15 protein-coding genes are annotated in these 12,852 nt (G+C 38.2%); 11 read left to right on the forward strand and 4 right to left on the reverse strand.

Going from position 1 to position 12,852, the window contains the following annotated elements; translation table 11 throughout:
* Nucleotides 1-3 precede the first annotated feature (3 nt).
* The 6 genes from H5187_RS03775 to H5187_RS03800 are packed head-to-tail and all read left to right on the forward strand — an operon-like array spanning nt 4 to nt 2,707.
* Entirely contained in the window at nt 4-669 is a 666-nt protein-coding gene (locus H5187_RS03775) for a Bax inhibitor-1/YccA family protein (protein ID WP_145233793.1), read from the forward strand.
* 55 nt (nt 670-724) lie between these two features.
* Nucleotides 725-1,078: a sulfurtransferase complex subunit TusD gene (gene tusD, locus H5187_RS03780; RefSeq protein WP_149981050.1), complete on the forward strand. Its 354-nt coding sequence runs from the start codon at nt 725-727 to the stop codon at nt 1,076-1,078.
* Nucleotides 1,075-1,431: a sulfurtransferase complex subunit TusC gene (gene tusC, locus H5187_RS03785; protein ID WP_145233789.1), complete on the forward strand. Its 357-nt coding sequence runs from the start codon at nt 1,075-1,077 to the stop codon at nt 1,429-1,431. Before tusD ends, tusC begins: the two co-directional genes overlap by 4 nt.
* Nucleotides 1,428-1,694 (forward strand): DsrH/TusB family sulfur metabolism protein, encoded by a 267-nt coding sequence (locus H5187_RS03790; protein WP_149981049.1) that lies wholly within the window; start codon nt 1,428-1,430, stop codon nt 1,692-1,694. The genes tusC and H5187_RS03790 overlap by 4 nt, the downstream gene beginning before the upstream one ends.
* Nucleotides 1,695-1,697: 3 nt before the next feature.
* A complete protein-coding gene (locus H5187_RS03795; protein WP_145233784.1) occupies nt 1,698-2,027 on the forward strand; it encodes a TusE/DsrC/DsvC family sulfur relay protein in 330 nt (109 codons plus the stop codon).
* Nucleotides 2,028-2,029: 2 nt separating this feature from the next.
* A complete protein-coding gene (locus H5187_RS03800; RefSeq protein ID WP_182797559.1) occupies nt 2,030-2,707 on the forward strand; it encodes a pseudouridine synthase in 678 nt (225 codons plus the stop codon).
* 58 nt (nt 2,708-2,765) lie between these two features.
* Here H5187_RS03800 and H5187_RS03805 read toward each other — a convergent pair whose 3' ends face one another.
* Complete coding sequence (locus H5187_RS03805) at nt 2,766-4,049, reverse strand: sensor domain-containing diguanylate cyclase (protein WP_182797560.1); 1,284 nt, start codon at nt 4,047-4,049, stop codon at nt 2,766-2,768.
* 477 nt (nt 4,050-4,526) lie between these two features.
* Between H5187_RS03805 and H5187_RS03810 the strand changes: the two genes are divergently transcribed.
* The 3 genes from H5187_RS03810 (at nt 4,527) to H5187_RS03820 (ending at nt 6,710) form a co-directional block, all read left to right on the forward strand.
* The gene (locus H5187_RS03810; RefSeq protein WP_182717882.1) at nt 4,527-5,102 is read left to right on the forward strand and encodes a hypothetical protein; all 576 of its coding nucleotides are present in this window, start codon (nt 4,527-4,529) and stop codon (nt 5,100-5,102) included.
* Between the two features lie 92 nt (nt 5,103-5,194).
* Nucleotides 5,195-6,109 carry a M14 family metallocarboxypeptidase gene (locus H5187_RS03815; RefSeq protein ID WP_182739247.1) on the forward strand — a complete coding sequence of 305 codons (915 nt, stop codon included), beginning with the start codon at nt 5,195-5,197 and terminating at the stop codon, nt 6,107-6,109.
* Nucleotides 6,110-6,284: 175 nt separating this feature from the next.
* On the forward strand, nt 6,285-6,710 hold the full coding sequence (locus tag H5187_RS03820; protein WP_182739246.1) for a hypothetical protein: 426 nt from the start codon (nt 6,285-6,287) through the stop codon (nt 6,708-6,710).
* 1 nt (nt 6,711) lies between these two features.
* Here H5187_RS03820 and ccoG read toward each other — a convergent pair whose 3' ends face one another.
* Nucleotides 6,712-8,094 (reverse strand): cytochrome c oxidase accessory protein CcoG, encoded by a 1,383-nt coding sequence (gene ccoG / locus H5187_RS03825; protein WP_182739245.1) that lies wholly within the window; start codon nt 8,092-8,094, stop codon nt 6,712-6,714.
* Nucleotides 8,095-8,235: 141 nt separating this feature from the next.
* A complete protein-coding gene (locus tag H5187_RS03830; protein ID WP_149981042.1) occupies nt 8,236-9,654 on the reverse strand; it encodes a sigma-54-dependent Fis family transcriptional regulator in 1,419 nt (472 codons plus the stop codon).
* A gap of 389 nt (nt 9,655-10,043) precedes the next feature.
* Between H5187_RS03830 and H5187_RS03835 the strand changes: the two genes are divergently transcribed.
* Nucleotides 10,044-10,982 carry an ABC transporter ATP-binding protein gene (locus H5187_RS03835; protein ID WP_182761308.1) on the forward strand — a complete coding sequence of 313 codons (939 nt, stop codon included), beginning with the start codon at nt 10,044-10,046 and terminating at the stop codon, nt 10,980-10,982.
* Nucleotides 10,979-12,178: an ABC transporter permease gene (locus H5187_RS03840; protein WP_182794443.1), complete on the forward strand. Its 1,200-nt coding sequence runs from the start codon at nt 10,979-10,981 to the stop codon at nt 12,176-12,178. The genes H5187_RS03835 and H5187_RS03840 overlap by 4 nt, the downstream gene beginning before the upstream one ends.
* A 38-nt stretch (nt 12,179-12,216) precedes the next feature.
* On the opposite strand, the gene H5187_RS03845 is transcribed toward H5187_RS03840, so the two are convergent.
* Nucleotides 12,217-12,765, reverse strand: coding sequence for a TIGR00645 family protein (locus H5187_RS03845; RefSeq protein ID WP_145233766.1), 549 nt, complete (start codon nt 12,763-12,765; stop codon nt 12,217-12,219).
* Nucleotides 12,766-12,852 lie beyond the last annotated feature (87 nt).

The raw sequence follows: 12,852 nt of genomic DNA on the forward strand, positions 1-12,852 counted from the left end.
AAAATGGCATTTAATCATTCGTACAATACCGCTAGACCGGTTATGTCGACCATTGAAACAAACAAGGTACTTAAAAACACCTATTTCTTATTGGCCATGACATTAGCATTTAGTGCTGTGACGGCTGGTATCTCAATGGCATTACAACTACCTTATTTTATGGGGTTAGTTTTTACTCTTATTTCATTTGGCCTTTTATTTGTTGTAAATAAAAAAGCCGAAAGCGCGTCAGGCGTTGCATGGGTATTCGCTTTTACGGGTTTAATGGGTGCGGGACTTGGTCCGTTACTTAACCATTATGCAGCGATGCCAAATGGCCCAATGCTTATCATGCAAGCGTTAGGATCAACTGCACTGATTTTCTTTGGTTTGTCTGCGTATGCACTAAATACTAAAAAAGATTTCTCTTTTATGGGCGGTTTTTTAACGGTAGGCCTTATTGTTGTGATTGTGGCCAGCATTGTTAATATCTTCATCGGCAGCTCGCTAATGTTTATGGTATTAAATGCAGCGGTTGTATTGATCATGTCTGGCTTAATCTTGTTTGATACAAGCCGCATCATCAACGGTGGCGAAACAAACTATATTCGCGCTACAGTCTCTTTATATTTAAGTGTATATAACTTGTTTACTTCATTGCTTGCACTGCTTGGCGCAAATAATGACTAATTAAATAGTTCTGTTAAAATAGCCCCTCTTTAGGGGCTTTTTTATTGGAATAGTTTTGGCACGATTTGTACTTTCTCTGCACAGCGCACCATCGGATCATGATACCACGCAACGTTTGGTGAAATTTGCACAAGCATGTTTAACACAAGGGCATAACATTGATGCCATTTTTTTGTATCAAAACGGCGTTTTTCATGCCAGCGAGCAACTAGATTTGGCAGCTGATGAATTAGCGATTAATGCTTTATGGCAACAATTACATGAGCAAGGGATTCATCTTATGTTGTGTGTTACTGCTGCCGAAAAGCGTGGCCTTGATATAAATAATACCGGTGTTTTTGCAGTCGCAGGGTTAGCTGAGTTTGCAATGCTTGCCAGTGATGCGGATAAATGGGTGCAATTTAAATGATCAATGTATTAGTTTTAAGCCACCATAGTCCTTTCGATGATTTACATATTCGTGATGCATTAGATATGACATTAATATTCGCTGCTGTTGAGCAAAATATTAGTTGGTTATTTAGCGGCCCTGCGGTACTAGCCCTAAAAAAACATCAACAACCTGAGCATATAGGTTTAAAGAACTACTTTAAGACCATCAGAACGCTAGAAATTTACGATGTTGAAAACATTTATGTATGTGAAAAGTCTCTGCTCGAGTATGGCCTTGATAAACATAACTTGTTAGTAGAAGTAAAAGCGCTTAATTATCAGCAGCAAACTCAACTTATAGCCCAGCAACAACACATAGTGAACTTATGAGCACTTTACACATATTTTCCAAGCCACTTGGCTATTACAACACGGATCAATTAGTTAACCTGATCCAGTCAGCAGACAAAGTATTATTATTAAGTGACGCATGCTTTGCGATTGCTCAATTTAGACAGCTTGCAACGCACTTATTAATACTTGCTGATGACGCCAAGGTACGAGATATCACAATCAATCAGCCCGATCACTCGCTTAGTTATGACGACTTTGTCGCACTAACATTAGCAACATCTCACTCTATTACGTGGTAATACATGCTTGAATTTAATAATCAAATTATCGACACGGATAAACAAGGTTACTTACTTGATCACTCGTTATGGAGTGAACAATTAGCCTGCGTTATTGCCGAGCAAGAAAACATTGAATTAACCTCCCAACACTGGGAAGTGATTCATTTTGTGCGTAATTTTTATTTGGAGTACAACACCAGCCCAGCAATAAGAATGTTAGTTAAAGCAATGGCAAAAGCACTGGGTGAAGATAAAGGCAATAGTATTTATCTGTATACTCTTTTTCCTAAAGGCCCAGCTAAGCAAGCAACTAAAATTGCTGGCTTACCAAAACCCGCACGGTGCATCTAGCAATGACAATAGCTAAACCAAATAATACAGCAAAACGCCGAAATAGCGGCCGTAGCTATAATCGCGGTGCAATTACAACCAAAAAAGTGAATAACTCAATAAAGCGCGAGATAAAACCAGCCATTGCCGCCAGTGAGCGAAAAATTGTCTTATTTAATAAACCATTTGATGTGCTGTGCCAGTTTACTGATGAAGCAAACAGACAAACCTTAGCTGACTTTATTACCATTAAAGATGTATATGCTGCAGGACGATTAGATAGAGACAGTGAGGGCCTGCTATTGCTCACTAATTGTGGGAAATTACAAAACACTTTAACAGCGCCAAACAAAAAAACCAGTAAAACTTACTGGGCACAAGTTGAAGGTGAACCAACTGATGCAGCAATTAAACAACTGTGCCAAGGCGTCGAGCTCAAAGACGGATTAACATTACCAGCCGTTGTTAAACGCATAGATGAGCCAACTTTATGGCCACGTAATCCTCCCGTTAGAGAGCGAAAAAACATTCCAACCAGTTGGCTCAGTATTACCCTTACCGAAGGACGTAATCGCCAAGTAAGAAGAATGACAGCATATATTGGCCACCCTACTTTACGTTTAATCCGCTATCGTATTGGTGACTATACGTTAAAAGGAATTGATAATGGCCATTTTAAAATAATCGCAGATGAACTATAGCTGTGCTTGAGCGCAGCTATTTCAAATATGCCTAGTAGCGCTCAGCTGATTTTTTGTATCAATCTTCACTAACAACGATACAATTACGCCCTTGTCTTTTTGCTTGGTACAAAGCTTTATCTGCCGCATCAGCAAAATAGATATAATCGCCAGTTTGGGGATTATGCAAAGTTTTAATGCCCATGCTTAGTGTTATATAGCCAATATCTGTATATTCATGCTTAATAGCTAATTGATTAACTGCTTGCTGGATTTCTAATGCACTATGTAAAGCCTTTTTCGGATCAGCCTCTGGCAGTAACACCACAAATTCCTCACCGCCAAAACGGGCAACAAAGTCCTTTTCGTGATTCATCGTGGCCACTGCAATACATTGTGCAATTTGATACAAGCATTCATCGCCTTTAATATGACCGTAGTTATCGTTGTATTGCTTAAAATAATCAATATCGATTAAGATCATTGATAACGGCTTTATTTTTTTATTCATTAATTCAAGTTCATTGGCCAACTTCTCATCAAAACAACGTCGATTGGCAATTTGTGTTAATGAGTCTAAAAATGCCATGTCTCGAAGTGTATCTTCAGCAGCTAAATGCTGTGTTACATCCTTAAATATAGCTAAAAATTCGTGCCTAAAATATCTTCCCGAAATTTCCATCATTATATGGGAGCCATCTTTACAAGTAACACAATAAACTTGTGGTTCAATATCAGTATCATTTTCTAACGCAAAGCTAAGAGCTTGTTGCCACGTTTGTCGCACCCACATCAGATAATGTGGATCTGGGTAAGCATTAAGCCACCAATCATTAAGTGTTGGAATATCCTCAATAGTGTAACCGAACACATCTACAAAACGTTGGTTTATACGGATTATATTCTCGGTGAGCATACATACATTACACAACGGTATTGGCACTTGCGTAAATAAATTAACGTACTCACTCAAATCATGCTGGCGGGTTAGTGGTTTATTATCTTGCGTTGAGTAATCACTATTTTGCACGATAACAGCATTATTTTGACTCGTTTTTACGCGCATCGATAGCGCGAAATGCCATTCTTGCCACCAGGTTGCTAACTGTGAAACGAGAAAATACTCAGACTCACTTGAAGTTTTCAAATTCACGGCAACACTTTTAAGTAGGCAATCTACTTTACTATATTCAATTACTCCCAATTGTTGATAATTTAAAAGAATATTTTCAAAAAGCCTATACGCATCAACTCTTAAAATACTGCGCGTGTCATCAACCATCGCTGTTAATTGTGATTTAGAATTACCAGCATATTGTGCAATGAAGTTAATTATTGATTGTTGATAGAAAATATAGTCCATATACATTGCCCATTAATTACGTGTGCATAAAAACATGCACTTGGAAGTACACCAGAATAATTTAAAGGAATGTAAGCAGATGCAAATATTCGGCGTGAGAAAATTCGTAAAGAGTAGTTGATTAATGTAAACAATATAAAAGTGAAATCGCAATTTAAAAATACCCTTAATAACTTTATCAGGTCCAGTAATTTACGTTATTTTAGCAATAAAACTTAGCCACTGTTTATTAAACAAACAAAAAACTATCATGTAAGAATAAATAGGGGTAGATTTATCATCTGACAGTGTATAAAAGTGCTAGCTCTTATATATTTTAACAATCCAAAAAGACGACTTTGTGGCGCACAATATGCTTATTTTCTTAAATAACTCAAGTATGTTATTACACTGCCGTTATACATTATTGTATGAATAAACTCTCGACTTAAAATACGGTATTAACTACATTATCGCCCGCATGGGATTAGATGCTAAATGGATATGACCAATGAAGAACTAAATTTTATATCAGATCTTTTCCAAGTGACGGTTCCTTCAAAATTGAGGGACAATCATACACTGACATTACAAAGCTCTATCCCTGCCAATATTGCTGAATTACTAAATAATACAAAATTAACACTACTGGCTGAAGTTGGCGATTATCAATTATGGTTTCCACTTGAAATAAGAATTGATAAAACAGGCGTTGTAACCCCTGTATTAAGCGCACCAGAGGTCATCGACACACAAGGAATAAAGCGCTGTTGGCGTGGCGGGAACCTCAATATTCAGAGCCAAGACTTTGAAGTTGAATCAATCTCAAGTACTGGACTTTTTCTAAAATCAACGACTCAAAAAGCTCCTTTAGCGATTGAGCAACAGATAAAATTAACCCTTCCAAACAAAAAAAATATTACTATCGACATCAAACCGGTACGCTTTAGTAAGCGAGGCATGGCTGCCAAGATCACTCATATTCATCAAGGGAAAGAACATCTAAGGGCTTATTTATTTGAAGCCCATAAGCGCCAAAATGCCAATTTATATGAGTCCTCAAACAGCTTATAAATATAATTCACAGTTGTGTATTAGTCGCAGCTAGTTGCAGTGAGGTTAGTACAGCGATAAGCTAAACCTTTATTGTAATAAATGAAGGTTCTATGAGCGAAAATAACTATCCAATAGGTACTCAAGGCACGCCTTGGAATGATAAAGATAAACAGTGCTGGTTTAACCTACAAACGATTAAACGTAGCTATCAATCTGAAGTTGTAACTTTAATCAACGAACTGGATAATGATTTCGAGGTTGAGCAATATGGTGCGCTCAGTTTTGATCCTACTCGCTACCCTCTTTTTATTATTAAATCAAAACAGTGGGCATCGAATAAACCGAGCATATTGATCACCGGTGGCGTACATGGCTATGAAACAAGCGGTGTTCATGGCGCATTACATTTTATGAAAACGCTAGGTATGAAATACGCTAAAGAGTTTAACTTACTGGTTGCTCCTTGTATTAGCCCGTGGGGATATGAAACCATTAATCGCTGGAACCCAGCAGCCATAGATCCAAACCGTTCGTTTTATTCATCAAGCCCAGCACCAGAGTCAGCAGCACTAATAAATTATATTAAAGCACAAAATATACCTTTATTAGCGCATATTGATCTGCATGAAACAACTGACACTGACAACAGTGAGTTTCGCCCTGCACTTGCGGCTCGTGATGGCAAAGTGAACACTAATTGGAATATTCCTGATGGTTTTTATCTTGTCGCTGATAGCAATAAACCTGAACCGCAATTCCAAAAAGCGATTATTGACACTGTTGCTAATGTGACTCAAATTGCCCCCAGTGATGAAAACAATCAACTCATTGGAGTGCCATTAGAACAACATGGTGTGATCAATTATGCAGCACGAGAACTCGGTTTATGCATGGGCTTTACAGATGCACAGTATGTCACCACAACAGAAGTGTACCCAGATAGTCCGACGGCAACAGATGAGCTATGTATTACAGCACAGGTGGCTGCAATTAAAGGTGCATTAGATCACCTGCTTACAAAATAATTATTGCGAGGGTCTATTGGTAATTATATTTAGGCCCTATTCTGACATTTTTAATCTGGTTATATATTATTCACTGATTAATTAATGCAAATTTATAAAAAATTAAAAAATACCTAGACTCCGCGTTTTAATTGTATAAAATTCGCGCTCTTAAATTTTCTTACAAGGAAGCACGTTGAAATTTAGCAATAAACATGGACAGGTTAGTTTACACCGCGAGCAAAATATAATCATTGCTAATTTTTGCGGGAATCTTAACGCCAGTTTAGTAACCTCATTTAGCAATGGCTTATTTGAGCAGGTTAGTCAGCTTGCCAATAAACCATGGGGATATATCAGTGATTCTCAAAATTTGTTGGCTGCAACTCCTCAGGCAGAGCAACAACTTACAGTGTTGGCCTCTGCCATGGTTCGTAATGGATGTATTGCTAGCGCTTATATTTTTGATTCAGCTATCGTAATCAATCAAATGCAACGCATTATTCAAAATGCAGGCCTTAGCGTGGATGTTCGCCATCGTCTGTTTAAATGTTTAGTGCAAGCTAAAACCTTTGTTCACCAAACAATGAACGATAATGCAGCTCAATTTCACTCTGCATAACTTAGTTACGATAAAACACACTGCTTATTGATGTATTAATACTGCTATCTTCTTCGGCTGTGATCACAAAATCAAGTTCATTGAGCTTACTTGGTAAATCATAGCCATCGGCAACCACAGTGACCGGGATGCGCTTCATTTGACCAGGCTCGACAGCTGTAAGTTGAGGGCTCTGTAACTTAGCCACATCAAGACCGGTAATCGCTACTCGGTAATGCAGTAACTGTTGTGTTTTATTAATTATTGTCAAGGTGTAAGGGTTTTCAACTAAGCCCTCATAATTTACTCGATATAATGCATTACGATCACGCAGTACTGACACTTCGATTGGCGTGCGTTGAACTAACCACGCTAACATACTGACCATTAATAAAACCGTGAGTGCGCCATAACCAACCAGTTTCAACCGGTATGGATTAGTTTGCTCGCCAGCCATCTGTTTTTCGCTTGCGTACTTGATCAAGCCTTTTTGATAGCCAAACTTATCCATTGTATCGTCACATGCATCGATACATAAACCACAGTTAATACATTCATATTGTAAGCCGTTACGAATATCAATCCCTGCCGGGCACACTTCCACACATAAATTGCAATCTACGCAATCACCTAAATCTAACGCTTTAGGATCGGCCTTACGTTTACGTGGACCACGACTTTCCCCACGCGCACTATCGTAAGTGACAAGTAATGTATCTTTATCAAACATTACAGCCTGAAACCGTGAGTATGGACAAGCAATAGTGCACATTTTTTCTCTTAAGAAACCGGCATTTCCATAAGTACAAAAGGCAAACAAAAATACCCAAAAACTAGTGATGCCCGACCATTGCAGAGTAAACATATCCCCATACAAGCTTTTAGCCGGAATAAAGTAAGCCATAAATGACGTTGCTGTAAACAATGATATGATTAACCAAGCGCTATGCTTGATTGTTTTTTTCTGCCATTTTGATAACGTCCACGCGGATTTATCTAACTTTATACGTTGATTACGTGTTCCCTCTATACGTTGCTCCACCCATGAAAACATCAGCATCCAAATTGTTTGTGGGCATGTATATCCACACCATACCCGGCCAAGCCAATTGGTAACAAAAAACAACGCAAAAGCACCTAACATAAATAACAACGCCAAGATCATAAAATCTTGGGGCAGTAAGGTCAGCCCAAAAATAGCAAACTTTTGACTCGCAACATCTAGCAATACCGCTTGCTGGCCTTTGTATGGGATCCAAGGAATAAGAATGAATGTAAGCATGAGTAACCAACCAAGGTTACGGCGAATACGCTGGAAAAATCCTTTTTGCTCACGGATATAAATAGGCCCTTCATGCTTATAGGGCTTGATGATCATATCTTCTTCTTTAATATCAAATTTCATAATAACTACTTACTGTGACGGTTAGGCCCGTAAGTTTGCAAGTTTCAGACCAAACAGAAATTAAATTAAGTAGTTGAATATTAATGAATTTTTATTTAATAAACTCGCTAAAATCGCGACATTTAGCGAGTGCCGTGATATTTAACGATTTTTACGGATCATCAACTTGCGCATTTTTGATCGTAACGTACTCTCCGGCATGCCTAATTTAACTGCCGCGCCTTGACTGCCAGAAATTTGCCAATTTGATAATTCTAATACTGCGATGATATGCTGTCTCTGCGCTTCGTCAAGGCTCAGATCCGTGTTTAGGTTAGCGCTAGCATTGGCATCAAGTGGTTGCGATAACTGCAATACAGACTGCTTTGATAAAATAGCCTCTCGCTCTAGTACATTCTGTAATTCACGAATATTACCCGGCCAATCATAAGCTTGTAGCTGTGTTATGGCTTTTTCACTGAGTCCTTTGAGCTGTTTACCAAGACGTTTATTTAATTGCGCAATTAAATTACTACACAAATATGGAATATCTTCTTTACGCGCTTTCAGTGGTGGAACTGTGATTGGAAATACATTTAGTCGATAATATAAATCTATTCTAAAGCATCCTGACTGCACCATGGCCCATAGGTCACGATTAGTCGCAGCAATTACACGAATATTAACTTTACGTGTTTGACTACTGCCAACACGTTCAAATTCATGCTCTTGCAATACCCGTAACAACTTACTTTGCGCTTCAAGAGCAAGCTCTCCAATTTCGTCTAAAAAAATGGTGCCATTATTAGCCAACTCAAAACGTCCTTTACGATGCTCCTTAGCCCCCGTAAAAGCCCCCTTTTCATGACCAAATAACTCAGATTCAAGTAAGCTTGGCGTAAATGCGGCGCAATTAACCTTAATAAAGGATTGCCCACTGCGCCCACTTAAGCGATGTAAGTTACGAGCAACTAATTCTTTTCCTGTGCCGTTTTCACCTAAAATCAATACCGTGCTATCGGTCGGGCTAACAAGTTTTATTTGCTCAAGCATGGTTTGAAATACGTGGCTTTTGCCTACCAAACCAGACTCTTGCCAATCTTCATTAAGTTCTGCTATCAAATAGCTATTTTGCTCTTTTAATTGCTCACTTAAGTGATTCACTTGCGCTAAAGCATCACGCAGTGCGTGCTCTGTCTGGTGTTGTTTTGATACATCGCGAAATATCGCGACAGCGCCGATCAACTGATTATTTTTATAAACGGGTGTAGATGTATATTCTACCGCGAAACAGCTGCCGTCTTTACGCCAAAATACCTCATCTTTAACATGGCGATGCTTGCCGTCAAACATAGTGCAATAAATCTGGCATTCATCTGCTGGATATGGCCGTCCGTCAGCGTGACTATGATGATGGTACTGATGAATTTTTTTACCCAGCAACTCATCTGCATGCCATCCAGTCATGCGTTCAGCAGCGGGATTTACAAATACCGCATTACCACTTAAATCAAAGCCATATATTCCCTCACCAACGGCGTTGAGTAATAAAGTTGGATCGTCTAAAAACTGTTTTATCATTGCTTACACCAATCTCGCGAAATATCGCGTTCATTATGCCTATAATGGCGAAGATTTGCACCCTAAGTGACTAACTCATACCGTTCATTAAAGCGAAACTATCCGTCGTTTTGCTTCATCATGAACCGCATCTAAAGTAACTGTAAGACTACAGCGCTCATCGTTAAGTATTTGAAAAATAAATTAATAAATACCTAACTATCATCAAGACAAAGTTAATCTGCTTGTGATTGTAATGCATTAGCTTTGCAAATATGTATTAACTGCAGTGTCTGCACACTTCTTATTTAATTATTGCATAATCTTTGCTTACAATTTCATCTCTGGTAGTAGTTACATTCTTGGTTGTAACCGATTAAACTCAAAAAAAACAATATTGTAGGGATCACATGTCGTTAATTATTAACAACCTTGAAAAACACTATAAAACGGTTACTGCGGTGAATAAGCTGTCATTTGATGTGCAACCAGGAGAGATTTTTGCTTTACTTGGCCCCAATGGTGCGGGGAAATCATCATTAGTAAAAATGATCGTTGGTTTTTCCTCTCCAGATAGTGGCTCTATTCAACTCAATGATGCAAGACAAGCGTATTCATCTATTCCGGCACATTTACTGGGCTATCTACCAGAAGACCGAGGCCTCTATCCAGAAAAAACAATAAAACAAAATCTACAATTTTTTGCAGCATTACACGGCGTAAAAGATAGCGAATTTACGCAGCGCTGTGACTATTGGTTAGCTAAATTTAATTTAACCGCACGCTTGAATGACCCCTTAAAATCACTTTCTAAAGGGAACCAACAAAAAATCCAATTGATCACTGCAATTTTACATAAGCCCAAATGGGTAATTTTAGATGAGCCATTTTCTGGCTTAGATCCTATTAATCAGGAATTAGTTGTTGAATTTTTAGCGCAATTAAAACAGCAAGGCATGACCGTTATTTTAAGTGCACATCAGATGGCGATGGTAGAAAAACTTGCTGATCGGGTATTGCTATTAAATCAAGGTGAAAGTGTTTTATACGGCAAACTCAGTAATATACTTCAAAGCGCGCAAAATAATAGTATTCAAGTCGTATTCAACGATCCAATTAATCAAACTTACTTTGAGCAACTATGTGAACATTATTGTGTTGAGCAAATAAAAGCACAGCAACTAACTATCACCCTAAAGCAACACCAATCACTTAACCAGTTACTTCCTCAGTTAATCAGCATCGGGGAAATATGTGAACTCAAAAATAAAGCTCAGTCACTGCATGCAATTTATTTACACGCAGTAGCTGAGCATAACGCTAAACTGGATCAAGGAACGACGCTATGAATAAATCATCGCTTACACAGCAACAGCTCTGGATTGTTGCAAAATGGGAGTTCTTGCATTTTTTTAAATTAAAACAAGAAATTATTTCGAAGTTGATCATGCTCGCTATTGCTGGAGTTATTTATTTTTTTGCCACTGCAAACAGTCAACTTGAACAAGGTTATCATTTAGTAAGCAACCTCGAGTTTAGCGTCAAAACAGAGCCTACATCGACACAATTTAAGTTTACCAAACATGATGATTTAACTGCCATCATTGCAAATTTAGCTGAGGATACTGGCTATGATGGCGTACTTAAGTTTGACCAAGCGACTCACTCATATACGTTAATAACGGCTGTAAAATCAGCATGGCAAACAACATTGCAATCGCTCCTTAGAGCGCAATTGCAACAAGCTCAATTTGATAGCTTAGGCTTAAGCGAGCAACAACGACTAGGATTGACGAAAAATATTTCAATTGAACATAGGGTACTTGACGAGCTTTTGAAAAATCAAGCTGATCGTAGTCAAACATACACAGCAGTTGGGGTACTGATATTATTATTTGTTGCGATGTTTGGGATCTTTAGCCAACTCTTTGTCAGTATTACCGGTGAAAAGCAAAACCGCGTAACGGAGCAATTGCTAGCCACCATGACACCACAAACATGGATAGATGGTAAGCTACTTGGGCAAATATTACTTGCAGTAAAAACCATGATTGGCACCTTGCTATCGATTATTTTATCGATGCTATTTTTTACCGTTATCATTAAACAACAAGCCCTCAATTTAGACTTTATTAATTGGTCATTACTGCCTTGGTTGTTAGCCTATGCGATTGTAGGTCTTGGCATCTGCGCTGCATTTATGGCTGCGATCGCAGCGGGTATTGATGATCCTAATCACAGTAGTAAAAGTGCCTTAATGATGCTGCCATTGGCACCTATCGTGATTGCATTTTTTGTTATCGATGCACCAAACAGTGTTTTAACAATCGTGCTTAGTTACTTGCCGATCACGGCATTTGCGGTTATGCCGGTGCGCATGTCATTAGTTGAAATACCAATTTGGCAAGCACTCTTATCCCTGCTTCTCAGTATTGGCTGTTTTTATTACTTACGTATATTTGCCGCTCGTATTTTTAAAATGGGTATGAATATGTACGCAAAAGAACCGAGTTTAAAGGCTATGTGGTTGAGTATCTTTAAATAACAAAACATATAGGCAGATAGCGTTGCGTTATCTGCTATTTAATGATTGTGAGTTTTGCTATTTATAAAATCAGTGAGAGCAAATAGCACACCTGATATCACAAAAGTAACATGAATTATTACTTTCCACATCAATTCATCACTTGAGTGACTAGTAGAGCTTATAAACACCTTTAACAGTTCGACTGCAGAAATGGCAACAATTGCGCTGATCAATTTCATTTTAAGACCAGAAAAACCTACTTTACCCATCCATGCAGGGCGATCTTCATGATTACCAATATTTAATTTAGAAACAAAATTTTCATAGCCACTAAAAATAATTATTAATAATAATCCTGCCAGTAATGCGGTATCAACCAAGGTCAAAATACCCACCAGTAGTTGCTCATTAGTAGCGCTAAATGTATTTATCGCCATTTGATACAGGTATTTAAAAAACTTCAAAAGTAACAGTACAATTGCAACGAGTAAGCCTATAAAAAAGGGAGCTAGTAGCCAGCGGGCTCGAAAAATAAAGCTTTCAACAAACTGTTCTAGTTTAGATGCAACACGAGGTGTGGTGTCAGGTAGTTGGCTTTGAGACATAATTATTCCTAAATTGATAGCTGGCGTAAGATAGCATTGATTAACATAAGTTTCTCATTATTTTACCGTCTCTTATTACATTATATT

The organism is Pseudoalteromonas sp. SG44-1, from assembly GCF_014164315.1.
Lineage (GTDB): Bacteria > Pseudomonadota > Gammaproteobacteria > Enterobacterales > Alteromonadaceae > Pseudoalteromonas > Pseudoalteromonas rhizosphaerae.

Bases quoted from the DNA above. Each gene is read 5' to 3' on its own strand.
- H5187_RS03775 (WP_145233793.1), top strand. From the start codon at position 4: ATGGCATTTAATCATTCGTACAATACCGCTAGACCGGTTATGTCGACC.
- tusC (WP_145233789.1), top strand. From the start codon at position 1,075: ATGATCAATGTATTAGTTTTAAGCCACCATAGTCCTTTCGATGATTTA.
- H5187_RS03790 (WP_149981049.1), top strand. From the start codon at position 1,428: ATGAGCACTTTACACATATTTTCCAAGCCACTTGGCTATTACAACACG.
- H5187_RS03795 (WP_145233784.1), top strand. From the start codon at position 1,698: ATGCTTGAATTTAATAATCAAATTATCGACACGGATAAACAAGGTTAC.
- H5187_RS03800 (WP_182797559.1), top strand. From the start codon at position 2,030: ATGACAATAGCTAAACCAAATAATACAGCAAAACGCCGAAATAGCGGC.
- H5187_RS03805 (WP_182797560.1), bottom strand. From the start codon at position 4,049: ATGGACTATATTTTCTATCAACAATCAATAATTAACTTCATTGCACAA.
- H5187_RS03810 (WP_182717882.1), top strand. From the start codon at position 4,527: ATGGATATGACCAATGAAGAACTAAATTTTATATCAGATCTTTTCCAA.
- H5187_RS03815 (WP_182739247.1), top strand. From the start codon at position 5,195: ATGAGCGAAAATAACTATCCAATAGGTACTCAAGGCACGCCTTGGAAT.
- ccoG (WP_182739245.1), bottom strand. From the start codon at position 8,094: ATGAAATTTGATATTAAAGAAGAAGATATGATCATCAAGCCCTATAAG.
- H5187_RS03830 (WP_149981042.1), bottom strand. From the start codon at position 9,654: ATGATAAAACAGTTTTTAGACGATCCAACTTTATTACTCAACGCCGTT.
- H5187_RS03835 (WP_182761308.1), top strand. From the start codon at position 10,044: ATGTCGTTAATTATTAACAACCTTGAAAAACACTATAAAACGGTTACT.
- H5187_RS03840 (WP_182794443.1), top strand. From the start codon at position 10,979: ATGAATAAATCATCGCTTACACAGCAACAGCTCTGGATTGTTGCAAAA.
- H5187_RS03845 (WP_145233766.1), bottom strand. From the start codon at position 12,765: ATGTCTCAAAGCCAACTACCTGACACCACACCTCGTGTTGCATCTAAA.